The sequence below is a fragment of the Brevinema andersonii genome (assembly GCF_900112165.1).
Taxonomy (GTDB): Bacteria; Spirochaetota; Brevinematia; order Brevinematales; family Brevinemataceae; genus Brevinema; species Brevinema andersonii.
The window spans coordinates 34,191-56,429 of the sequence record NZ_FOKY01000004.1 but is presented as its reverse complement, the minus strand read 5'-3'; the positions used below and the strand labels follow the sequence as shown (position 1 = coordinate 56,429).

Here is a 22,239-nt window from a genome sequence, read left to right as displayed (position 1 = left end):
ATCACCCTCAATTCACATTTTTTTGTCTTAACGTAAACGCTCCATCCAACTCCACCTTAATAGGAGTATATGCCACATCTGTAATAAATGGTAGTATTACTTCCATTTTTGTTAAGATATAAGCTTGCTCCACTAACCTTTCATCCAAATTGATGATATACATCCCTATTGTCGAACTGGTATTCATCTTCTGCAGAAAACTTGATCCAACATCAGATTTTGTTGTCTGCAACCAAAATAATGTCGGATTTTTATCTTTATTTTTTTTCTCATAAATAGTATAAATTTCTTCCACAAGCCTGTCTTGAGCAAGAAAAACATCGAAAGTATCCGTATCATCAGGAGCACCCGCAATAAAAAAATTCCAACCATTTACAGTAAAATCAACATTCCTTTCTTCTCCAAACGCATTTGTATAACCAAATTGATAAGAATAGGATCTCACATTATTTTTAAAATCTATAATAGGCAGTACTATCTCCAAAAAATAACCCGCAGGATTTATTTGCCCTTTTTTATCAAAAGACAAAATATTATCAGACTGTAACATGACCGAATAAGCAAGGTTATTCTTCACACGAAAAGCAGCAGCATTCCATAATTTACTGAATAAAGGAGAAATATTATGAGACTTTAATCCCGAAAAATCCCAATTAACTACCAATTGTTCTGCAGAAACTGTCTCATCACTGGTTTGAATCACAAAATCGAAACTAAAACAAGCATTTTTGTTGGTAATATTAACATATCGGCCGCTTAAAATTAATTCTCCCTTATATACAATCTCATATTGAAAAGGCACGTCTCCAACAATATTATAAAAACTATAATGATTAACAGCATTCATACTAAAAAACAAAATATATCCAATAGATAATATATTATTTCTCAAGATTTTTCACCATTTCTAGAGTTTGATGTTCGTCTAACAATAAAATTTCATCCGTCAAACGTAATTTTATTTCCATTTTTTTCTCTTCTTTCCATGTTCTACCTATAGTAATACGGACAGGAATGCCTAATAAATCAGCATCTTTGAATTTAATACCAGGCCTTTCATCCCTATCATCTAATAAAACTTCAATGCCTGAATTTTGCAATTTGTGATAAAACTGAAATGCTATATCCATAAATTCGTGAACTGTCGGTACAATAATAACAGAATATGGAGCTATAGAAAGAGGAAAACGAATCCCATTTTCATCGGCATTTTGCTCAATGACTGCAGCAATAGTACGCCCAATTCCCACCCCATAAGATCCCATCAGGGGATAAATTTGTTGATTACGTTGATCTAATACAGAAAGCTGCATAGAATGAGAATATTTATATCCTAGCTTAAAAATATGACCAACTTCTATTCCTTTATAGATTTCCAAACTATTTTTGCCGCAATAAATACAACCATGATTTTTATCAACAGTATAAAAAGAACCTGTCTTAGAAAATGTTATATCACGCCCAACCGAAACATGCTGATAATGCCAGTCTTTTTGATTTGCTCCAGTCACCGCATTTTTCAAATTCAAAATGCTGTTATCTCCAACAATTTCTATATTAAGGCCAACAGGACCCAGAAATCCAACAGGCACACCTAACTCATAATAAACACGTTGAGGATCAGCTAACGATAATTCTTGTACCTGGAGCAGTTTTTTTAATTTTGAGTCACATACTTGCAAATCACCTCTTATACATGCCATAATCAAACGGTCGTCAGCTTCATAGACAATAGATTTAATAAAATAAGACGCATCAATTCCTAAAAATTGAGTTTGTTCTTGAACTGTCTTAATATTAGGAGTAGAAATTTTTTGCAAAGGTTCTTCTTCTAAAGTTTCCACAGAAGGAATAACAGATTCCGCACGTTCGACATTAGCTGCATAACCACATTCGCAACGAACAATTTCCTCCTCACCAACAGAACTAGGAACCATAAATTCTTCCGACCCTGTACCTCCCATATTACCAGAATCAGCTAAAACGGGATCCACATTCAAGCCTATTTTTCTGAAAATATTGAGATATGCCGCTCTCATCATTTGATAACTGTGATTTAAACCATCTTCATCAATATCAAACGAATACGAATCTTTCATAATAAACTCGCGGCAACGTATCACTCCATATCGAGGCCGGATTTCATCACGAAATTTTGTATTGATTTGATAGAGCATGACAGGAAAATCTTTATAAGATTGCGCTGTCTCGCGGACAATAGCTGTAAAAGCTTCTTCATGAGTCGGTCCTAAAACAAGATCATGATCATGACGGTCTTTTACTTTCAACATTTCTGGGCCCATAATATCCCAACGGCCAGATTCCTTCCATAATTCCCCAAGTGTCACAAAAGGTGGCAAAATATCAAGAGCTCCTGTTTTATCCATTTCCTGCTTAACAATTTTAATCACTTTATCCAAAACTCTCTTACCCAGAGGCATCCAAGTATACAATCCAGCTGCTGATTTCCTAATAAGTCCAGCTTTTAGCATTAATTTATGACTTACTATTTCGGCATCATGGGGAGATTCCTTCTGAGTAAAAATATAAGATCGGGAATATAACATAATGGCTCCTTATTTTAATTCAAAGAGGGTAAAATATTATAATATTATTTCTCTGACAATGCAAGATTAAAAAATGCAAATGCTTAAAGATATAATTTTTGATATTTTATGAAACATGAAAATCAAAAACCATGATATTTATATAAAAAGCCCACAGGGCTGTACGCTGCCACCTTTACGATCTCGATACCACATACCGCACCCTAAAGAACGTACGAGCCTCTGTAGGCATTATACTAATTAGAGGTGCGGTAGTGCTGCGCATCCATAAAAAACAAAGGAAAGTTCAATGATCAAGGTGTAAAGGCGGCAAGCTCATTGTAGAGCAAATAGTATATTTTGTCAAGAAAAAATCAAAATGTTTGACTAACCCAAAGAAATATGATATGATATATATACTCTTAGAATAAGAAACTATTTTTGATTTGAATTCCATCATGAGCTTAACTATTATTATAAAAATAAAATTTTTATTCACATAGAAAATAATTGAATATATCCAATCGCAAAAAATAAGGAAATAGTATGATTCGTATTGCATTTCTTATATTTACAATAAAGATGAGCATTTATGCTCAAATGAATGAAGATGTTTTTCAAAAACAAATAATACGTAATCCTCAAAATCTGGAAGCTTATATAGAATATATCAATTCTCTAAAAAATAGTAGTAAAATAACAGAAATTGGGAATAAAGCTATCGAAAATATTGGAGAAAAAGCTAGTATCTATACAGCAATGGGTAATGCTTACACAAATGCAAATGACATTAGAAGAGCTATCAGTGTCTACAGAAAAGCTATCTGGTTAAATCCCCGTAGTGCTACAAGCTATAACAGACTAGGATTAGCTCTTCTTAAGTTAAATCTTTACCGTCAAGCAGAAGTAGCATTCAAAGCAGCTATTTCATTATCAGATAATAATAATGCTAAAGCAAATTATTATGCTTACTTAGGATTAGTATTAGAATCCTCTAAAGAAATAAATGATTCCGAAGCTGCATTCAAAAGTGCATTAAAATTAAATCCTCAAAATAACATCGCTAAAGAGGGATTACTACGTATTACTTCATGATTTTTTCATATTATATATAAATATAAATATATAATCTAATAATGTATAAGCAGTAAATATTGTTGTAGGTATGATTAAATATTGTGGTAAATTATTTAGCCATGCTAAATTATCAGTCCAAATATTTATAAAATCAGTAGTAGCATTAAAATCTACTTTCAAAGTAGTGATATATAAAAAAAACAATAATAAACCACCAACTACTAATTGAATACTCGTCTTTAGTTTTGCAACAAAAGAAGTAGAAAAATTAATATTTTTTTTCATTGCAATATTTCTAAGACCTGTAACAATAATATCTCTAAAAAATATCACCCAAAATGTCCACATAGGAATTCTCATATTAGGAATAAATAAAAATACCCCATACAATCCCCAAACTAGAAATTTATCTACTAAGGGATCCATATATTCACCCCATTTACTTTTTTGATCGAGTTTTCGAGCAAGATATCCATCCAGAAAATCAGTACCACTCGTAATCATATAAAGAATCAAAATAGACAACATTTTTTTAGGAGTATAAGCACCAAAAACAGGTAAAAGAGGGAGTATACATAAAGGAACTAACAAAAATCGGCATATAGTAATAATATTGGGAACATTCCAAACAAAAGGTGGCATATTGATTCCTTATTTATCTATTTTAACCGGGCACGAAATAGTTGATAAGATCCTTGATCAAATTTTTTATAAAAAACAGAATAAGAACTTTCTCCTGGAGCCCCTCCTTTTATGACATTAGTCAGTTCTCCAAAAGAAATAGTAACTGCACCAGCATTACCTAGCAACAATGCTAAACCATCTGTAAAAGTAAAAGTTGTTGTTTGACCAGCACTTAATAATGTTTGAACAGGAGTTGCATTATCAGCTTTATATTCTAACCAAGCAGGACGATCAGCATTTATTTTAACGGTAAATTTAGACACACCATTGACTGGTCCAATTACTACCTCATTTTGAATGGCATTAATATAAGGTGCTAACGAAAAATTAGAATTTTGAGTACCATCAGAAGGAGCATTTTGAATATTTTGTTTTTTTACTGTCAAACTAAAACTTACCTGCTGATCGTTAACATTAATAAACTCAATACCTAAATCATTATTACCATCTCCTGTAAGATCAGCATTAAGAATATCTCCACTTTTTTGAGTATATTGATTGGACCCTAAGCGAAATACTATTTGATTTTTTGCCTTTCCATGCCCTAAAAACATTAATATGGTAACCAAATTATTATTAAGAATACGAATTTCATCGTTCACACCAACAGTAAACTCATTATTGCTAGGCAAATCCTCTACATTTATATCTAACACCATACTTTTTGGATTGGAATAAATTGTATCGTTTTTCGAAGATTTAATGTTTGTCTTATTAGATGAGGATAAAACAAGTATCAAAACCAAAATAAAGATCGGCAGAATTAAAGCAATGATTGTAACAACTTTTTTCAGTTTTCCATCTGTTCGATGAAGAGCATATAATTCTTCCAACGGTACTTCTTGCTCTTTTGTTATAACTCTTTGATACATTGATAACACAAAATCTCTATCAATTTCCAAAAATTCAATATAAGCAGATAAAAATCCTGTGACATACATCTCAGCAGGAAAAAAACTATACTCATCATTCTCTAAAGCTTCGATATATTTTTTTGCTATATTAGTTTCACGAGCTACTTCATCTAAACTCATGTTTTTTTGTTCACGATGTTCTCTTAAATATTGACCTAATGTTTTTCTTGAATGCACGTTAGAGTTCCTTATCCACTAAAATATCACAAGATATTATACAACATTTCATTTTTTTTTTCAATATTTATTTTAATAGAAAAATATTGTTCAAAATTTACAATATTTTTGCTTTTCTTTTTAGATAGTTATCATTTGATCCACTTAATTGCTTACCATAATTATAAAAAAATGTTTTATTTGCAAAAAATAAGATTTTATGATATACTCTGCTTTAATATTGTAGTTTTGTATTGATTCATTATGCATCTCTTTTCCTGCTAAAATCACATTAAAAATCATTACCCTAAATTACTGGAGGTATACCACATGGAAAAAAATGTTATTGCAGCTCTTTATCAATTCAAAAATTTAACCTCTCTAGAAGAATATAAACAAACATTACTCACTTTTTGCAAGAACCATGATATTGTAGGTACATTATTATTGGCAAATGAAGGAATAAACGGTACTATAGCTGGTTCCCGGCAAGCAATTGACAGTTTGAAACAATTACTGCTGAACCTAGGATTTGACCAAATGGAATACAAAGAATCATTTGCTGATAAAAATAAAGTGCTTTTCTATCGTATGAAAGTAAAAATCAAAAAAGAAATCGTTACTATGCGTGTAGAAAATCTCATTCCTGAGCAGCACCGAGGATTCTATTTATCTCCCACAGAATGGCATAAGCTTATTCAGCAACCTGATGTAGTGATTTTAGACACTCGGAATCATTACGAATATATGATTGGTACTTTTAAAAATGCGATTAATCCAAACACACAATGTTTTGTTGATTTTCCGGAGTTTTTGGAAGCTCATCGTGATGCATGGAAAAATAAAATAATTGCTATGTTTTGTACAGGCGGGATTCGCTGTGAAAAATCCACTTCTTATGCAGTCACTAAAGGCATTGGAAAGCAAGTATACCATCTCAAGGGTGGCATTTTGAAGTATCTGGAAGAAATACCTCAATCCGAAGGTTTATGGCAAGGAGAATGTTTTGTTTTCGACTATCGTGTTAGCGTAGGTTATGGTTTAGTTCCGGGAAATTATCAACAATGCTATGCCTGTAGAATGCCCCTCAACTCAGAAGATCTATCATCACCTTTTTATAACAAAGGAGTTTCGTGTCCTTATTGTTATGGTAAAACCACAAAACTGCAACTTCAAAGTTTTAGCGAAAGAAAAAAACAAATGGATTTAGGACAATGCTGTTTTAGATAATATTTTTGGAATTAAAAAATACCCTTTAATTGTTAGAACATCAGAATTAATGACAAAATGGGGATCAAAGCCTGATCTTGATGAATTAGATACAATCCTGCACTGTTTGAATTCTATTTATTTCTTCTAATCCCAATCGGATTCATCAATAATAACATTTTTTCTTTGCTTTCCCGGAAAACAAAAACAATTTCTTTGTCAAAAATTTTAGTCAATAGCTTTATAATTCCGAGAGATTTTCTACATTTAATATTTTACATGTTCTATTTCAAACTATATATGATGTTAAAATTTACTTGTAAGTAATTTTATATTTTTCTATTGATTTTATTTCTAAAAATCATAATCTTACGTAAATTCAACTGTTTGCTGGGAAATCATGATATTTGCAATAAATTCCCAAATTATAAAAGTACTCTTATGTGCTAAATAGAAACAAATTAAATTTTCTTTTAGAATATCTATGCATTCTAAAGAAGATTCTTGTAAAAATTTACGATAAGGTATTAACTGATTTTCAAAGTGAACAGCAGATAATAAATAAGATCCGTTACCATAATTTTTATGAATAATTGCAGGACGCAAATCCAGAAAATAACCTAAAATTTGGTCAGCAGCAGCACCATCAAAATATGGACCTCCATGATAAAAGCAAGGAATAATTTTATCTAAAAATCTAATATTAACAATCGCTTTTGAACGCGAACACTCACTAAAATGATAACCACCTGTAAGCTCCAGCAACGAACCTCTAGCAACGCCTTCAAAAAATGCCAATTCTCTTTCCTGAAAAACTTGATAAGATTCACCAGTAAATTCTATTGTTTTAGAAGCATAATAAGCTCCTGCACAAATTCCCAAATAAAATCCCCCATTCCTAACATATTCTTTGATTTTTGTATTTGCGATTCCGTTAAGTTTGGAACAATAAGGAATATCCTCCCCACCAGGTATAATTAAGGCATAATGATGATACCAGTCTTGGGAGACAATATAGTTACTGTCTACTATTTCACAAGGTAGCTTAAGAATTTCCGAGCAAGCAATCTGGAAAGAATGAACTCCCAAAATACTAGTACCTTCATCACCGTAAATCAATATTTTTCTTTCCACAGTTCGTTCCTTGACAAATTTGGTAAAAACTATTATACTGTAGCCGAATATAAAAATCAAGGAGAAAACGTATGGAAATGTTATCTCAAGTCAAAACTTGGATGCTAAAACGAACCGCTTTAGCTGCTATAATAAAAACCATCATTGGCTCTGGAATTGTCGCACTATTAGCACAATTGACTATTCCCTTGCCTCTAGTACCCATAACAGGTCAAACTTTAGGAGTTACTATCGTAGGATTCGCCCTTGGTAGAAATATTGCAGCTAGTTCATTAATACTCTACCTTTTCGAAGGTATTTGTGGATTGCCAGTATTTGCCGGAGGAGCATTTGGTCTTCATAGTGTTTTAGGCCCTTCAGGGGGATATCTTATTGGCTTTATACCTACAGCTTATATTTTAGGATATTTCAGTGATAAAGGATGCTTAAACTCCTTACCTATAACTATAAGCTTAACATTATTAGGGAAAATCATTACATACTCTTTTGGACTGATGCAACTCTCACTATTTGTTCCTGCAGAACAACTTTTATCAGTAGGATTATATCCCTTTATCATCGGTGATACTATCAAAGCAATATTAGCAAGCATTTTAGTCGTAACCTGTGTATATAAGATTTTTTCCAGAATATAAATACAATTAATAAAAATAGTCCCATATGTAAAAATATGGAACTATTTTACAATAATTTTCTAGTTTCTATTGATCTATTAAAAGTTACAGAAATATGAAATAATTAACTAAAACGCTTGATGGCATTATATGCTAAAAATAAATTAATACTATTTATAGTCTATAGGTTAATCAATACATTTATAAATTTGAAACACTATTGGGAGATACTTTAGGTAAATTTTTAATTTACTAGTTTATTATAAATATTTCATTTGTAACAAACTAACTTTGTATCCTTTAAAACAACTAATTTCATCTCTGCTTAAAAAGCATTCAATATTTTTGAAAAATTTAGAAATATATTTCTTAAAATTCACATAAGAGGAGAATAGTAATCCTTACGAAAAATAAAAATTATTATATTGATCATTGCATAAGCTTGATCAGATTATGCAATATACAAATTTCTATATTTTAGGTATTGATGATATATTATCAAAAATACTTATCACTTTGTTAACTTTTATGTACCAAAAGAGCTAAAAGTTCAACATGGTATGTTTGAGGAAACATATCAACAAGCCATAATTCCTGAAGCTCATAATGAGACGATAATATATCAATATCACGTGCCATTGTTGAGGCTTTACAAGAAGAATATATAATCTTTTTAGGCAAATGCTGCAAAAGCAAATTCCTGGTTTGCTCGTCCATTCCAGCTCGAGGCGGATCAACAATAATCACATCTGCAAAACCTATCGCAGAAAGTATCTCTCCTGCATCTCCTAAGATAAATTTGACATTAGATTTAATATCATTGATTTCTAAATTAGAATTTGCGTCCAATACCGATGATTTTGCAATTTCTACACCTATCGTTTCACGCGCATAGTAAGAAACAAACAAGGTAATAAGGCCTATACCACAATACAAATCAATAATACGCTCATTATGTGACTGATCAAGAAAAGAAATAATTTTTTCCAGCCACAGAGGTACAAGAAAAGAATTAACTTGAAAAAAACTATCTTTCGAAATCTTAAAACGAATAGTTTTTCCATAAACTGTAATTTCTTCATAAACATGGGTATCAGGATAATTCGATGGAATCCAATAAACAGAAGTATCCCCTATTGTCGAAGAGCGGACTTTAAAATTGTGGGGTGGAAATGGTAACTCATTAGAATTCTGCATTTTTACCGAACAAAATGCTTCTGTTATCTTAGGCATTTCTAAGAGACATTTTTCTATATCAACAACTGATTTAGAATCTTTGCGAAAAAATCCTGCTGTTTTTTTATGAGGGGTTACTTTATAAGTCATATTGTTTCTATATCTAAAATGCAAAGGGGACTCTAAAATTCCTGTTAATAGAATTTTTTGTCCTGTTATTTGAAAAAATATTTTTTCAACTAATTGCTTTTTCAGAGATATCTGCTCTTTATAGTCGATCATTTGATAGTCACAGCCACCACATAAGCTAAAATATGGGCATTCAGGTTTTATGCGTAACGGTGAAGGTTCAACAATCTGCAAAGGATCTGCCATTGCATAATCTTTAGCTTCTTTATATACTTTAACACGTACTAATTCTCCAGGAAGCACATAACGTACAAACAAAACTTTTCCATTACTATCGTAAGCTAATGCAGGACCTTCACTAACAAAACGTTGAATGCGAACAATTTCTTCTCGATCCACGGATTTTAATCGACGTGATTCTTTACCGCTAAATTCCATTCTCAGACTCATTTTGAATATGGGATTTTGGTTTATTTTTAGAAATAATAACTCTTTCAATACTGCGTCCCCGCAAGCTTTGAACAGAAAAATACCAAGGTTTATAAAAAATAACATCACCCACTTGAGGCATTCTACCCAATTTTTCCATAATAAATCCTCCTAAAGTTTTGACTTCATCAGTATTGATAACAAGTTTAAGAATACCGAACAAATCATCAATATCACACAAACCATCAGCAAAGACAGAACCGTCAGGATTAATAAGAAAATCAATCTCACCTTCTTCAATTACTTCTCCAACAATCTCAACAACAATATCTTCAACCCTCAAAACGCCAACAATACCACCATACTCATCAACAACAAACGCTAAAGGTAGATGACGACGCTGCATTTGAATTAATACTTTTTCCAAATGTGCTGTAGCCGGAATAAAAAAAACTTCTTGTACATAATTCAAAACAGGCTCATTCGGCATAGCAGTTAATAGATCTTTTGCTCTCACCCTTCCTATTGGATTATCAATACGCGAATGGTATACAGGCAATATAGATACTTGTTTTTCTTTCATAATATCAAGTGTACGTTGTACTGTTTCGCTTTGCTCAACACAAACAAGTTGCGACAAAGGAGTCATCGCTTCACGTGCACGGATATCACGGAATTCCAGAATATTATTGATAAATTCACGTTCACCTGTATTTAATGCACCACTTTTTAGAGACACATCCAACAGATCTTGGAATTCACTTTGAGCAAATCCTTGTTCATCCTTACTGCTCACGCCAAAAATTTTGCTTAAAACAAATAAAATTCCTCTAAAAAATAAAGATAAAGGAAGCAAGGCAAAATAAATAATAATCCAAATAAAAGAAAATTTATAAGACAAAAGATTAGAAAACGGATGAAAAAAAGATTTAGGCAATACTTCACCTATGATTAATTGAAACGGAGTTGTAATGACTGCTCCCAAAATTGTAGTCCATAATAGTGACACATGAAATACTTCAATAAGAATACGAGTAATATATAAAGTACCTAAAATCAATGTTACATTATTGGCAATAACAATCGCCGTTACAAACAATGTTGAACGTTCTACAAGGAAAATTAAAATTTTTGCGGACAGAGAACCGCTTTCTTGACGAGCATATAGGAAAATTCGATTTAATGATAAAAATGCTGTTTCACTGCCACCTAAAAAACCACTCAAAGCTAAGTTAAACATAGACCAACCAAAATACTCCACTGCCAGATGCCAATCGATCATTACTTAATCCTCACGGATAAACTTTCAATTCGGGTTGCCGTACGTTCACGAACTGTTAACACGAGATTATCATGCTCATAGCTGTAAAATAAAGGGGGAATTCCACCGGCTTGTTCTATCAAATATCCAGCAATCGTTTCATATTCTTCACTTACAAGATTTACTTTAAACTCTTCATTAAATTCCAAAAGAGAAACTTCCCCTTTCACAAAGTAACGATTAGGTAATAATTGAACGATATCCTTTTCAAAATCCTCATCAACCACCTCGCCAACAAGTTCTGCTAAAATGTCACTCAACGTTACAATACCAAGAAAATCACCATATTCATCAACAACCGCAGCAATCCGAATATGTTTTTTACGAAAATCTTCTAAGAGTTCTGCAAGCGTTTTTGATTCAGGAACAAAATATATAGGCCGAATAAAATCTTTAATATTAAGATTTAACGACTTAGAATCACGAAAGTTTATCGCGATATCTTCAAAATAAATAACTCCTATAACTTGACTATCTTGATCTTTATATACTGGAATTTTACTATGCTGTTCCGGTAAAAGATCATTTTTTAGTTGCTCTAAAGTTGCTTTTTCATCAATAGAAAAAACTCGAGGTCTTGGCGTCATCACGGCAGTTACTCTTCTTTCAGCCAGCGAAAGAATCCGAGCAATTAACAATTTTTCTTCTTGTTTTAAGAATTTACCACGCGATACCACATTATATAATGCTGTACGTCTATCTTCTTTATTATCCATTTCAGGGAGAAGAAATTGAAAATATTGTGTAAATCGTTCTGATAAGCGATTTAGCGGCCGAATAATAAAATCCAGAACACGAATCAAGTAAGAAACAGGAAAAACAGCATAGGGAATAATTTTTACTCCTTGTGCTGTCGCAACAGCTTTAGGTAGTATTTCTCCAAAAAGAATAATAATTCCCGATACAATAAGAGTAGATACTAAAAATGAAAAATGATAACCCTTAGCTTCAAGCCATGCACTTAAAACTGTTGTTAATAATATATTAGTAATAGTATTTGCTGTGAGTAACGTTACTAATAATATAGTAGCATTTTTTAATAAATTACGGATATGACGCGCATCTGAAGGCTTAAATTTTCTGATTTTCAACTCGTCTAACGAAAAAAATGCAGTTTCGGATGCCGAGAAAAATGCAGAAGCAGCCATTAATACTAAAGCTAAAACTAGTAAAAATGTTGCATTCATGTCTTACCCTTCAGAAGAGTGCTCCAATGCTTTGATAACATTATCTGCTATTACATTTCTTGCTTCAAGAGAGATAAATGCATGCATAGGTAAACTGATGATTTCTTTAGATATTTTTTCAGCGACAGGAAATGAACCTTCTCTTAATCCTAAAAACCCTAATGCGGGCTGTAAATGCAAAGGTTTAGGATAATGAACTGCAGTAGGGATTCCCTTATTGGCTAAGTAAATTGCAAAAGATTCTCTATTTTTAACTTTAATCGAATATTGAGCCCAAACATGTTTATCAGTAAATTTAGACCGTTCAACAAATTCAATACTTGTATTATTAAATGCCTTATTGTAAAAATCAGCAAGTTCTTGTCTTTTATTTAGTTCTTCCTCATAATGCTCAAATTTTGCTAACGTAACAGCAGCTTGTAGTGTATCCAGCCGGCCATTAATTCCAACATATTTATGATTATAACGCGATTCTTGCCCATGATTCATATAAATACGACACTCATTGGCAAATTGTTTATCACGGAAAAACATTAATCCTGCATCTCCATAAGCACCTAAAGATTTTGCTGGAAAAAGCGATGTACCAGACATTTCAGCAACACTGCCCGACATCTGCCCCTTATAGACAGCTCCAAGACTTTGTGCCGCATCTTCCATATGAAAAATATTATATTTCCGTGCAATATCATTTATTGCATCAAGATCAGACGTTTGACCATACAACGACACAGAAATAATACCTTTCGTTTTAGAGGTAATAGCTGCTTCTATTTTAGAAGTATCAATATTACAAGTATTCGAATTAATATCAACAAAAACAGGTTTTAATTTCAATAATAGAATCACTTCTACAGTAGCAAAAAATGAAAACGGTGTTGTAATAATTTCATCTCCAGGCTGCAAATCCTGAGCCATAAGAGGAATAAGTAACGCATCTGTTCCTGATGATGCACTGACAGTATATGCACCTACATATTCTGTCATTTTTTCTTCCAATTCATGAACATCTTGACCTAAAATAAAATCTCCTCTTTCTAAAACATTCTGAATTCGCGCATTAATAGATTCTTTGTAAGCTTGATATTGCACTTTCAGATCAACAAACGGAATCATTGTGTTCCTCCTTAGCCTCTAAACAATAAACTCGGCTTTTTCTTAACACGTTCAGTAGTGTCTTCTAAGTTAGTAACAATAGTACGGATGCTGTGATTAATAGCAGGATCTTTGAGTACCGAAAGAGGAGCATCAGCAGCATTTACAGCCTTTATGAACACACTCAATTCTGAAAGACTACTTTCCAGATCTTTAATAATTTTATCAAAATCTTTATCACTTAAAAGATTGAGTTTCCTATCCAAGGAATACGCTAAACTATTAAGTTTCACAGAAGCTGATGCTAAATTCTCCATAGCTACATCCACATTTGTCTGATTATCTTCTACCATACGCGCTATTGTATTTGCAGTGGTACTTATAGACGAAAAAATACCATTTACATTACTACCCAATCCATCAGCAGAATCGCCTGACATAAAAGAACCTAACATTGAAAACACTTGATTAATTGAGAATGGATCAATTCCTTTAATAGTAGTTTCAGCTTCCAAATGCGGTGATTTACCAGTATAATTAACTACTTCTATAAATTTTCCGCCTACTAAACTACTGGAAAAAATCTGAAAATTAGCATCCTGATTAATTTTATATTTTTTTTCAACAACCAACGTTAGAATTAATGTAGACCCGTCAACATCAATTTTATCAACCTGACCGATCTCTTTACCAGATCCTATTTTCAGCTTCGAACCAACTAACAGTCCATCCACGTTATTAAACGTAACATATAAAGGATATCCTCCTTTAATTTTATAGACCAATTTATCGGCAAAAACTACTCCAACTAGAATGAGAGCAAGACCTATAAACAAAAACGCACCTATTGCTGTGTAATTGGGTTTTTCTCTTTTAATGGTAGCCATGTTGTATCTCCAACAATTTGATTTTCCGTCATAGGACCTTTAGAATCCCCATTCATAAACTGTACCATATAGGGATTATCTGTATTTTCAACTTCCTGTTTAGTACCTAAAAATTTAATTTGACCCTTATAAAGAAGAGCTAATCGGTCACCAACCCTCATAGCACTAGCCATATCATGAGTAACCACAATGAAAGTAGTTCCCAATTCTTTTTTTACATCAAGAATGAGATCATCTACTACTGCAGTCATAATAGGATCCAACCCTGTCGTAGGCTCGTCAAACAAAATAATATCAGGTTTGGTAGCAATAGTTCTAGCTAATGCTGCACGTTTACGCATACCACCGGATAACTCAGCAGGCATAATATTTTCAAGTCCTTCTAGTCCAACAACTTTAAGACAATAACTAACTCTTTCTTCTTTTTCAGGATAAGACATATGAGGCATCAAATGATCTAAAACAAACAATAAATTTTGACCGACCGTTAAAGAATCAAAAATAGCACCACTTTGAAATAACATTCCTATATTTTTCCTGATATTGCGCCATTCAGTTTCTGAAGCATTTGTCATATCATGACCATTAATAAATAAGGTCCCAGAATCCGCCTGCATTAATCCAATAATATGTTTAAGTAAAACACTTTTTCCTGTGCCACTCTGGCCTAGCAACACAAAAGTTTCACTTTCATGAATTTCAAGATTAATACCGTCTAATACAAATCGATCTCTTAAAAACTTACGCAAATTATGAATTTCAATAATACTTTTCATAAGCTCACCAGATAAGCAGGAATAATGTACCTGCAACATAATCTAAAATAATCGTAGCAAAGGTACCAACAACTACTGACTTGACTGTGGCATTTCCTACGCCAACTGATCCTCCAACTGTTCGAAACCCATAAAATGTTGCAATAAGCAAAAGCAGCAATCCAAATAGTAATAATTTCAACAATGCTTCGATAACAAAACGTAAAATAAGAATCGAAAGTCCATTATCAAAAAACATCTGTGTTGACACACCATGAACTAACAACATAGAAAGCCATGATCCTATAATTCCTGCAAAAATAGACATTGTTCCCATTATCGGCAAAGCAAGCATACCTGTTAAGACTCGTGGAACTCCTAAATATTCATCAGGATCTACAGACATGACTCTTAACGCATCAACTTGTTCTGTAACTGTCATGGATCCGATTTCTGCTGTTACAGAAGAACATACACGACTTACAACAACTAAAGCGGTTAAAACAGGGCCCATCTCTCGAACCAATGCAAGAAAAACACCACCGCTAATAAGAAATGCAGATCCACGAATAACATGATTCATCGCAGCACCAAGCTGTATTCCTAAGATTGCTCCCATAAAAAATCCTGTAGAAATCACAATAGGCAAAGATTTAATACCAATATTAACAATCTGCGTTAAAAATTCCGAACGATAGTGAATAATAGAAGGAAAAGATTTAAATATCTTAACACTATATACACCAAATTCTCCCATTTCAACAAGAAAATTCTTAAATCCGTCAAAAGTTTTCGTTATATTTTTCATTAATTAACCCTAAAAAGGTATATTGTATATTTTATCTATAAATTATAGGTTTTGTCAACTAAAATGCAGGATCAGAATAATCTTGATTATATTTTTTTTGGGGAAATGGCTTAAAACTTTCAGATTGATTCTTTTTATACTCTTTATAAGCATACTGAGCATTTTGATCTAAACTTTCAAAACGCATGGTTTCTCCAAAAAATCGGAGTGGTATCATATCAGTTTTGCCATTTCGATGTTTAGCAAAATTCAATTCAACAATACCAGGCCATTGAGAATCTTTTCGATAATAATCTTCACGATATAACATCGCAACAATATCGGCATCTTGCTCTATAGATCCAGACTCCCTCAAATCCATCAATTGAGGTGTTTTATCCTGCCGCGACTCCACTCCTCTTGACAACTGTGATAAAGCAATAATAGGTATGCCTAATTCTTTCGCTAAAGCTTTAAGAGTACCGGTAATTTGTGCTAGCATATTATTACGATTTGCATTATAAGTATTTCCCGGTAATGAAATTATTTGAATATGATCGATAATCATCAATTGGTATGGAAACTTTCTCATAACAGCACGAGCCCTTGCTCTAAGTGTATTCAAAGCAATATTTCCTGTATCATCAATGATAATATTTAAAGGATTAAGAGTCCCTGCAGCATCTAAAAGAGATTCTGCTTCATCCACAGTCAATTGTGCCTTATTAATTTTGTCCATTGGTATAAGTGACTCAGCTGAAAGAAATCTCATTGCTATTTCTTCACCTGTCATCTCAAGCGAAAACATTAAAACACCTAATTTATTATCCTGATCATGAGGCACAGTTTGAAGAAATTTACGTGCAATATTAAGAGCAAAAGCTGTTTTTCCCATACCTGCACGTGCTGCCAAAATAATAAGCGAACCCTTAGAAAGTCCATTAGTAAGATTATCAATATCAGGATATCCTGTAGGAATTCCCATCAGTGAATTACCCGCAGCTGAACGCTGATCAACCATCTCTAAAGCACGTTTCAGATAGACTGATAATCGATTATATTCAGAGGATTCCCGCTTACCAATAACTTCAAACATTAAACTATCAGCTTTATCTAAAATCGTTTCAACATCATCTTCCCGTTTCATTGCCAAATCAATAATTTCACGGGACGCAGAAATCAAAGCCCTTAACAAAGCATAATCTTTAACTAGCTTAATATGATATTCTATATTAGCTACAGACGCATAACGATCTACTAAATCAATTAATATATGATGACCACCAATTTTAGCAAGCTCTCCCGATTTAGTCAGTGCATCAGTAACAGATATAATATCCACAGGCCGAGATTTCGACTCAAGCATAACAACTGTACGAAGAATAGATTGATGTGCAGGATCATAAAAATCACTCTCAACAAGTGACTCTGTAATAGCATATAAAGCTCTTTGATTAGATAAAGCTGCCCCCAAAACAGCCTGTTCTGCCTCAACAGAGTGTGGCGAAACAAGTATATTTTTTTCAACAGAATTCATCATCATCCAACAATAGCAGCATCTTCAGATAAAACTGTTATATTCATATGTGCCGTTACACCTTCATCCAATTTAACCGAAAATGTATGCTCACCTAATGTTTTAACATGTTGGATAGAAATACGTTTCTTATCAACCGTAAATCCATGTTCTGCAATCAAAGAAGCAACATCAGCACCTGTTACAGAACCAAAAATTTTACCTTCTACACTAGATTTTTTTGCAATTGAAAGAGAAATTTCTTCTAATTTTTCTTTCAATTCTTGAGCAGATTCATACATTAACTGAGCTTTTTTCGCTAATGAAGCTTTCTTACGTTCTAAATATTTTTCACGACTATGAGTCGCCATTTCTGCTAATCTTTGTGGTATTAAATAATTTCTACCATAGCCATCACGTACCATTCTAATATCACCAGCACGACCTAAACCTGGAATATTTTCAAGAAGAATAACTTTCATAGTGTCCTCCAATTTTTAATTTATCTTAATTCAAAAGTAAATAACAAAGAAGCTGCATTACGTCGATGGTAATCCATCCATATATCTGAAATGCCAATCCCAACACACGCTACTAAAGGTAAAAAAAACGATTCACCTGCCATCATAATAGGAAGCAGTAAAATAAGTAACCCCAATGGATAAGGAATATGACTTCGTTTAAATATATATAACAACGTGTAAAACCCAAAGTGCCAATAATAAACAGCTGTATAAACAACTATATTTAATAGCACTAAACTCCATATTCCTTTATATGAAAATTGATGCAAAACCAAATATAAAAATAATGAAAATACCAAAAGTAAAATTTTGGTATGATGAAATTTTTTCATATTTCTATAGGAACCCGTAAAAGGATAATTAAGATTTTCAATATCTATACTTAAACATGCAATTAAAAATCCCAGCCAAATATTTCTAAAAAACACAATAATATGCCAAATATTTTGTATGAGAAATATAAATGAAATATCTAATGCATTAAAAGTAAATTGGATATAAGTATTTAAGTTTTTCCATAAAACCTTTTCATACGGCAAATATAAAAATAAAACAATAAATAATATAAGTAACCCCAAAAAATAATACGCATGCATGTTTAAAGACTTTAATTTATAAGCAATATATTTATTAATTGGTCTTAACAAGTGAGACAATAAGAATGAGATTAAACTAATTACCCATATAAATATAGAAAATTCCATTATTTTACCCTTTAACGAGCAGAAAATGGTAATAATGCTAAAATACGTGCTTTTTTAATTTCATTAGCAAGTATACGCTGATATTTTGAGCATGTTCCTGTTATTCTACGTGGAACAATTTTACCACTAGGCATAATAAATCGCTTCAATAGTTCAACATTTTTATAATTAATAGAAGCTGGATCTATTTGTCCAGTTGAAAATTTACATACTTTTTTTGCAAAAAATGATTTCTTTTTAGATCCACCACGAAAATGATTATCTTTAGGCATACGTCCTTGATTTTCTCTAGCAAGACGATCTTCTTTTTCCTGATTATTTTTTTTATTCAAATCTCCTAAGATCTGACCAGCATCTTCCAGACCTTCTTGGGGATTAATTTTTTTTTGTTCTTCAAACATAATATTCTCCAAAAATTAGTTTACTTAAAACGGAACTTCTTCATCAAAAGGATCATAACCATCTAAGGGAGCATCGTTAAAATCTGTATTATCATAATAATCATCTTCTCGTTTTTGAGGAGCAACCGGTTTAGGTGCTGCTTGAGTATTATTGTTATTATTAAAATAAGACACACCTGCAGATCCTAATGACTCAACCCTATCAGCAATAATTTCAACTACAGAACGCCGAGCGCCATCTTGTGCAGTCCAAGAACGTTGTTCCAAACGACCATCAATAGCAATACGATCACCTTTTTTCAAATATTGGCCACAAAATTCGGCAGTTTTATTCCAAACTACAATATTAAAAAATGAAACTGAATCTTGATTCTCTCTATTTGGCCTCCCACCTACCGCAAGACCAAATTTAGCAACAGCAGCACCACTGGGCGTATAACGAAGATCAACATCATTAGATAAACGGCCAATTAATATTACTCTATTGATATCCCAAGCCACAAGTTACTCCGCAACAATCATACGACGTAGTATACCCTGATCATACTTAGTTTCTTGTTCAAAATTACGTATTTGTTCAGGCGTCGCTTCCACTTTAACAAAATAATAAAAAGCACGGCGAAATTTCTCACGATTTTTGATCAAAATATAAGCTAACTCTCGTACTCCCATTTTCGTATCTTCAGACTGAAGACCTGCACTGACTTTTTCAAGAGCTGATTTAATACGCTCTATTACTGCTGTATATTCGTTTTCGCGGAGTAGAAAAGCGATTTCATACTTTCTCTGCATATTTCCTCCTTTCGGACCATGCCCATTTCTGGGAAGAAGGTCGATAATAAAAAAATTATAATAGAATTTGATTTTTTTGTCAATAGTTTAATAAAATAACTTAAATTACAATTGCAGACCATGTGTTAAAGGATTAACAGGTTTTCCATATTTTCGGATTTCAAAGTGCAAATGAGGTCCTGTCGAACGTCCCGTATTGCCAACATCACCAATACGTTGATTTTCTATTACCCAATCACCCGTTTTTACGCGGATCTTCGACATATGAGCATAATAAGTAGTAAATCCATTTTGATGGCGAATACGCACCATTAAACCATACCCTCCATCAGAACCAGAAAAAATCACACGACCTTCTCGTGCAGTATAAATAGGCGTACCTGTTGGAGCAGCAAGATCTATTCCAGCATGCAAACGTCGCCCTAATCCCAAAGGATGACGCCTATAACCAAATCGAGAAGTAAAACGAAAACGTTTCACAGGAGCCACAAACGAATAACCTAAAATTTCGGCCATGGCTTTTACAGTAAAATTGGCACCTGGTAGAAATAAAGTTTTGCCTTCCGAAATATCTGTAGAATCCAAACTATTAACAAGCATCGTGTCATCAAAAGAAATACCATAACGTTCCGCTATCGAAGATAAAGGTTCATCTTGGGTAGAATTGTATATAATACCAGAACGGGTCGCTAATAAAATACGCTGACCAACTCTAACGGAATGTGCATTATCTAAACTGTTCAACGATAGTACTGTAGAAATAGAAAGTCCAAATTTCTGTGCAACAGAAGACATATTTTCTCCAGGAAGAATCCGATAAAATGCAAAAGCTAATGGTTTTTTTTTTGACAGCATATCTAAATCTTGTTTAGTTTCGATAGATTTACGAAGCGCAATCGTATTAAATTCTTTCTCTGCAATCACCGAAGTAATAACCGCATCTCCCATTTTACTATAGGATAGCGGCCTCTGTGTGCCAAAGAAAAACGCCAGCATTAACAAAAATACTAGGATCCCTGCTACCATAGTAATTTGTTTTGGAATAGAATAAGATTTGAAACCAGGAACATCAATCTCTGAAGCATGAGCAAATAAACGAATAGAATTTTTAATAAAATATTTTTTTAAATTATCAATAAAACTGGTCATATTATTTTTTGACTGAATCAATATTACCCATATGGTATCCAACATAAGTACTCCTTATCTGGCATTATACCATAACTCTTATAGAAATTCAAGTATTGATCCCAATCAATTTAAAGCAAGCACCGTATAATCTTCAATCAACCACTGACCAGCTCCATTTTTGTACATAATGAAATTATAACGCAATCGGCGGCTAGTGAATCTTATTCCTTCAACAGCGTCGACAGTAACATATGCTTTATTTTCCTGAATAAGAGTTTCTTTAATATCATAGCTGATCAACGTTGAGTTCCAATGGACAGTGAGAAAGCGTTTGAAATTTTCCAGAATATCTAATTTAAAGGACCCCTCACGTGCAGCATTGTACTGCTGAGCATAATTATCAAAGCTGTTGATCAAACGTTCTGCATCGATATGCACCAAGAATCGTTCCCAATCTTTTACAGCTTGCGCTTCAAACAAGTCTGCAATACTTTCGCTAGGAAGCAAAAGTTTTGCTTCTTGAAGTATTTTTTCTCTTTCTGTCTGCACAAGAACTATTTCTTGCTGAACAGACACTGGAGGAATATGCGTAAATACCGTATAATCGGATTTAAAAAACTCGGCCCGATTATCGGGATCCGGAAAAAACGACGCCTTTACGTAATACGAATTGAAAGCTGTTATATCAAAAAAGTCGCGCAAATCAAAAATACGTGAAAAAATTTCATTCGGCTCAAGAGTAATATATCGGTACAAAGAAGGATTTGCATAGATAGTTCTTACTTGTGCATCCACAGATGGTTTAAGAGGAACTGCTTCATTTTTTATTGTGCGGAGTTCAAAACTAATGGTTTGGTACAAAGTATCTGATAATGCAATATTAACGCTTTTATTATTCGTATTATACACCGAAAGAACTATTTGTATAGGTTCAGAACTGGTATAATTTTGCTTGGCAAAAGAAATTTTCGCCATCAATCCAAAAGCAGAACTATTAATCAACAGCAAACAAAAAAATACTAATCGCACGGCACGCCTCCCACAAGATATCTCAATATCGGAACAAAAAAA

Annotated in this window: 23 protein-coding genes; 3 read left to right on the top strand and 20 right to left on the bottom strand. The window is 32.9% G+C overall.

Features of this window, described 5'->3' with window-relative positions; translation table 11 throughout:
• Positions 1-7: 7 nt before the first annotated feature.
• Both BM018_RS04045 and BM018_RS04040 read right to left on the bottom strand, forming a co-directional pair.
• A complete protein-coding gene (locus BM018_RS04045; protein WP_092318887.1) occupies positions 8-892 on the bottom strand; it encodes a hypothetical protein in 885 nt (294 codons plus the stop codon).
• Positions 882-2,567, bottom strand: a complete 1,686-nt coding sequence (locus BM018_RS04040; RefSeq protein ID WP_092318885.1) for a proline--tRNA ligase — start codon at positions 2,565-2,567, stop codon at positions 882-884. The genes BM018_RS04045 and BM018_RS04040 overlap by 11 nt, the downstream gene beginning before the upstream one ends.
• A gap of 525 nt (positions 2,568-3,092) precedes the next feature.
• Here BM018_RS04040 and BM018_RS04035 point away from each other — a divergent pair.
• Positions 3,093-3,641 (top strand): tetratricopeptide repeat protein, encoded by a 549-nt coding sequence (locus tag BM018_RS04035; RefSeq protein ID WP_092318883.1) that lies wholly within the window; start codon positions 3,093-3,095, stop codon positions 3,639-3,641.
• Here BM018_RS04035 and BM018_RS04030 read toward each other — a convergent pair.
• Positions 3,636-4,265, bottom strand: coding sequence for a CDP-alcohol phosphatidyltransferase family protein (locus BM018_RS04030; RefSeq protein WP_092318881.1), 630 nt, complete (start codon positions 4,263-4,265; stop codon positions 3,636-3,638). The two genes, BM018_RS04035 and BM018_RS04030, sit on opposite strands and share 6 nt — an antisense overlap.
• Positions 4,266-4,282: 17 nt before the next feature.
• The gene (locus BM018_RS04025; RefSeq protein WP_092318879.1) at positions 4,283-5,398 is read right to left on the bottom strand and encodes a helix-turn-helix domain-containing protein; all 1,116 of its coding nucleotides are present in this window, start codon (positions 5,396-5,398) and stop codon (positions 4,283-4,285) included.
• A 309-nt stretch (positions 5,399-5,707) separates the two neighbouring features.
• Between BM018_RS04025 and trhO the strand changes: the two genes are divergently transcribed.
• A complete protein-coding gene (trhO, locus tag BM018_RS04020; protein ID WP_092318877.1) occupies positions 5,708-6,607 on the top strand; it encodes an oxygen-dependent tRNA uridine(34) hydroxylase TrhO in 900 nt (299 codons plus the stop codon).
• Between the two features lie 348 nt (positions 6,608-6,955).
• On the opposite strand, the gene BM018_RS04015 is transcribed toward trhO, so the two are convergent.
• Complete coding sequence (locus BM018_RS04015) at positions 6,956-7,720, bottom strand: BPL-N domain-containing protein (protein ID WP_159428169.1); 765 nt, start codon at positions 7,718-7,720, stop codon at positions 6,956-6,958.
• A 71-nt stretch (positions 7,721-7,791) separates the two neighbouring features.
• On the opposite strand from BM018_RS04015, the gene BM018_RS04010 reads away from it, so the two are divergent.
• A complete protein-coding gene (locus tag BM018_RS04010) occupies positions 7,792-8,355 on the top strand; it encodes a biotin transporter BioY (RefSeq protein ID WP_092318873.1) in 564 nt (187 codons plus the stop codon).
• A 498-nt stretch (positions 8,356-8,853) separates the two neighbouring features.
• Here BM018_RS04010 and BM018_RS04005 read toward each other — a convergent pair whose 3' ends face one another.
• The 15 genes from BM018_RS04005 to BM018_RS03935 all read right to left on the bottom strand — a co-directional run bounded on the left by BM018_RS04005 (position 8,854) and on the right by BM018_RS03935 (position 22,197).
• Positions 8,854-10,077, bottom strand: coding sequence for a class I SAM-dependent RNA methyltransferase (locus BM018_RS04005; RefSeq protein ID WP_159428168.1), 1,224 nt, complete (start codon positions 10,075-10,077; stop codon positions 8,854-8,856).
• Positions 10,067-11,350 (bottom strand): hemolysin family protein, encoded by a 1,284-nt coding sequence (locus tag BM018_RS04000; protein WP_092318869.1) that lies wholly within the window; start codon positions 11,348-11,350, stop codon positions 10,067-10,069. Before BM018_RS04000 ends, BM018_RS04005 begins: the two co-directional genes overlap by 11 nt.
• Entirely contained in the window at positions 11,350-12,576 is a 1,227-nt protein-coding gene (locus tag BM018_RS03995; RefSeq protein ID WP_092318867.1) for a hemolysin family protein, read from the bottom strand. Before BM018_RS03995 ends, BM018_RS04000 begins: the two co-directional genes overlap by 1 nt.
• A gap of 3 nt (positions 12,577-12,579) precedes the next feature.
• Positions 12,580-13,692 (bottom strand): DegT/DnrJ/EryC1/StrS family aminotransferase, encoded by a 1,113-nt coding sequence (locus tag BM018_RS03990; protein WP_092318865.1) that lies wholly within the window; start codon positions 13,690-13,692, stop codon positions 12,580-12,582.
• Positions 13,693-13,703: 11 nt separating this feature from the next.
• Positions 13,704-14,558 carry an MlaD family protein gene (locus BM018_RS03985; RefSeq protein ID WP_092318863.1) on the bottom strand — a complete coding sequence of 285 codons (855 nt, stop codon included), beginning with the start codon at positions 14,556-14,558 and terminating at the stop codon, positions 13,704-13,706.
• Positions 14,516-15,334: an ABC transporter ATP-binding protein gene (locus tag BM018_RS03980; RefSeq protein WP_159428167.1), complete on the bottom strand. Its 819-nt coding sequence runs from the start codon at positions 15,332-15,334 to the stop codon at positions 14,516-14,518. The genes BM018_RS03985 and BM018_RS03980 overlap by 43 nt, the downstream gene beginning before the upstream one ends.
• Before the next feature lie 4 nt (positions 15,335-15,338).
• Positions 15,339-16,121, bottom strand: coding sequence for an MlaE family ABC transporter permease (locus BM018_RS03975; RefSeq protein ID WP_092318860.1), 783 nt, complete (start codon positions 16,119-16,121; stop codon positions 15,339-15,341).
• Between the two features lie 58 nt (positions 16,122-16,179).
• Complete coding sequence (gene dnaB / locus BM018_RS03970; protein WP_159428166.1) at positions 16,180-17,637, bottom strand: replicative DNA helicase; 1,458 nt, start codon at positions 17,635-17,637, stop codon at positions 16,180-16,182.
• A gap of 2 nt (positions 17,638-17,639) precedes the next feature.
• Positions 17,640-18,098, bottom strand: coding sequence for a 50S ribosomal protein L9 (gene rplI / locus BM018_RS03965; RefSeq protein WP_092318856.1), 459 nt, complete (start codon positions 18,096-18,098; stop codon positions 17,640-17,642).
• A gap of 20 nt (positions 18,099-18,118) precedes the next feature.
• Positions 18,119-18,568: a hypothetical protein gene (locus BM018_RS07600; protein ID WP_143280405.1), complete on the bottom strand. Its 450-nt coding sequence runs from the start codon at positions 18,566-18,568 to the stop codon at positions 18,119-18,121.
• Positions 18,569-18,855: 287 nt separating this feature from the next.
• A complete protein-coding gene (gene rpsR, locus BM018_RS03955) occupies positions 18,856-19,245 on the bottom strand; it encodes a 30S ribosomal protein S18 (protein ID WP_407640962.1) in 390 nt (129 codons plus the stop codon).
• 24 nt (positions 19,246-19,269) lie between these two features.
• A complete protein-coding gene (locus BM018_RS03950) occupies positions 19,270-19,746 on the bottom strand; it encodes a single-stranded DNA-binding protein (RefSeq protein ID WP_200778563.1) in 477 nt (158 codons plus the stop codon).
• A gap of 3 nt (positions 19,747-19,749) precedes the next feature.
• Entirely contained in the window at positions 19,750-20,037 is a 288-nt protein-coding gene (gene rpsF / locus BM018_RS03945) for a 30S ribosomal protein S6 (RefSeq protein WP_092318852.1), read from the bottom strand.
• A gap of 105 nt (positions 20,038-20,142) precedes the next feature.
• Positions 20,143-21,231, bottom strand: coding sequence for a peptidoglycan DD-metalloendopeptidase family protein (locus BM018_RS03940; protein ID WP_092318850.1), 1,089 nt, complete (start codon positions 21,229-21,231; stop codon positions 20,143-20,145).
• Between the two features lie 60 nt (positions 21,232-21,291).
• Complete coding sequence (locus BM018_RS03935; RefSeq protein ID WP_092318848.1) at positions 21,292-22,197, bottom strand: hypothetical protein; 906 nt, start codon at positions 22,195-22,197, stop codon at positions 21,292-21,294.
• Between the last annotated feature and the right edge of the window lie 42 nt (positions 22,198-22,239).

What these genes read in the sequence shown, in the direction of transcription:
- BM018_RS04040 (WP_092318885.1), bottom strand. Translation starts at nt 2,567, where the DNA reads ATGTTATATTCCCGATCTTATATTTTTACTCAGAAGGAATCTCCCCAT.
- BM018_RS04035 (WP_092318883.1), top strand. Translation starts at nt 3,093, where the DNA reads ATGATTCGTATTGCATTTCTTATATTTACAATAAAGATGAGCATTTAT.
- BM018_RS04030 (WP_092318881.1), bottom strand. Translation starts at nt 4,265, where the DNA reads ATGCCACCTTTTGTTTGGAATGTTCCCAATATTATTACTATATGCCGA.
- trhO (WP_092318877.1), top strand. Translation starts at nt 5,708, where the DNA reads ATGGAAAAAAATGTTATTGCAGCTCTTTATCAATTCAAAAATTTAACC.
- BM018_RS04010 (WP_092318873.1), top strand. Translation starts at nt 7,792, where the DNA reads ATGGAAATGTTATCTCAAGTCAAAACTTGGATGCTAAAACGAACCGCT.
- BM018_RS04005 (WP_159428168.1), bottom strand. Translation starts at nt 10,077, where the DNA reads ATGGAATTTAGCGGTAAAGAATCACGTCGATTAAAATCCGTGGATCGA.
- BM018_RS04000 (WP_092318869.1), bottom strand. Translation starts at nt 11,350, where the DNA reads ATGATCGATTGGCATCTGGCAGTGGAGTATTTTGGTTGGTCTATGTTT.
- BM018_RS03995 (WP_092318867.1), bottom strand. Translation starts at nt 12,576, where the DNA reads ATGAATGCAACATTTTTACTAGTTTTAGCTTTAGTATTAATGGCTGCT.
- BM018_RS03990 (WP_092318865.1), bottom strand. Translation starts at nt 13,692, where the DNA reads ATGATTCCGTTTGTTGATCTGAAAGTGCAATATCAAGCTTACAAAGAA.
- BM018_RS03985 (WP_092318863.1), bottom strand. Translation starts at nt 14,558, where the DNA reads ATGGCTACCATTAAAAGAGAAAAACCCAATTACACAGCAATAGGTGCG.
- BM018_RS03980 (WP_159428167.1), bottom strand. Translation starts at nt 15,334, where the DNA reads ATGAAAAGTATTATTGAAATTCATAATTTGCGTAAGTTTTTAAGAGAT.
- BM018_RS03975 (WP_092318860.1), bottom strand. Translation starts at nt 16,121, where the DNA reads ATGAAAAATATAACGAAAACTTTTGACGGATTTAAGAATTTTCTTGTT.
- dnaB (WP_159428166.1), bottom strand. Translation starts at nt 17,637, where the DNA reads ATGAATTCTGTTGAAAAAAATATACTTGTTTCGCCACACTCTGTTGAG.
- rplI (WP_092318856.1), bottom strand. Translation starts at nt 18,098, where the DNA reads ATGAAAGTTATTCTTCTTGAAAATATTCCAGGTTTAGGTCGTGCTGGT.
- rpsR (WP_407640962.1), bottom strand. Translation starts at nt 19,245, where the DNA reads ATGTTTGAAGAACAAAAAAAAATTAATCCCCAAGAAGGTCTGGAAGAT.
- rpsF (WP_092318852.1), bottom strand. Translation starts at nt 20,037, where the DNA reads ATGCAGAGAAAGTATGAAATCGCTTTTCTACTCCGCGAAAACGAATAT.
- BM018_RS03940 (WP_092318850.1), bottom strand. Translation starts at nt 21,231, where the DNA reads ATGTTGGATACCATATGGGTAATATTGATTCAGTCAAAAAATAATATG.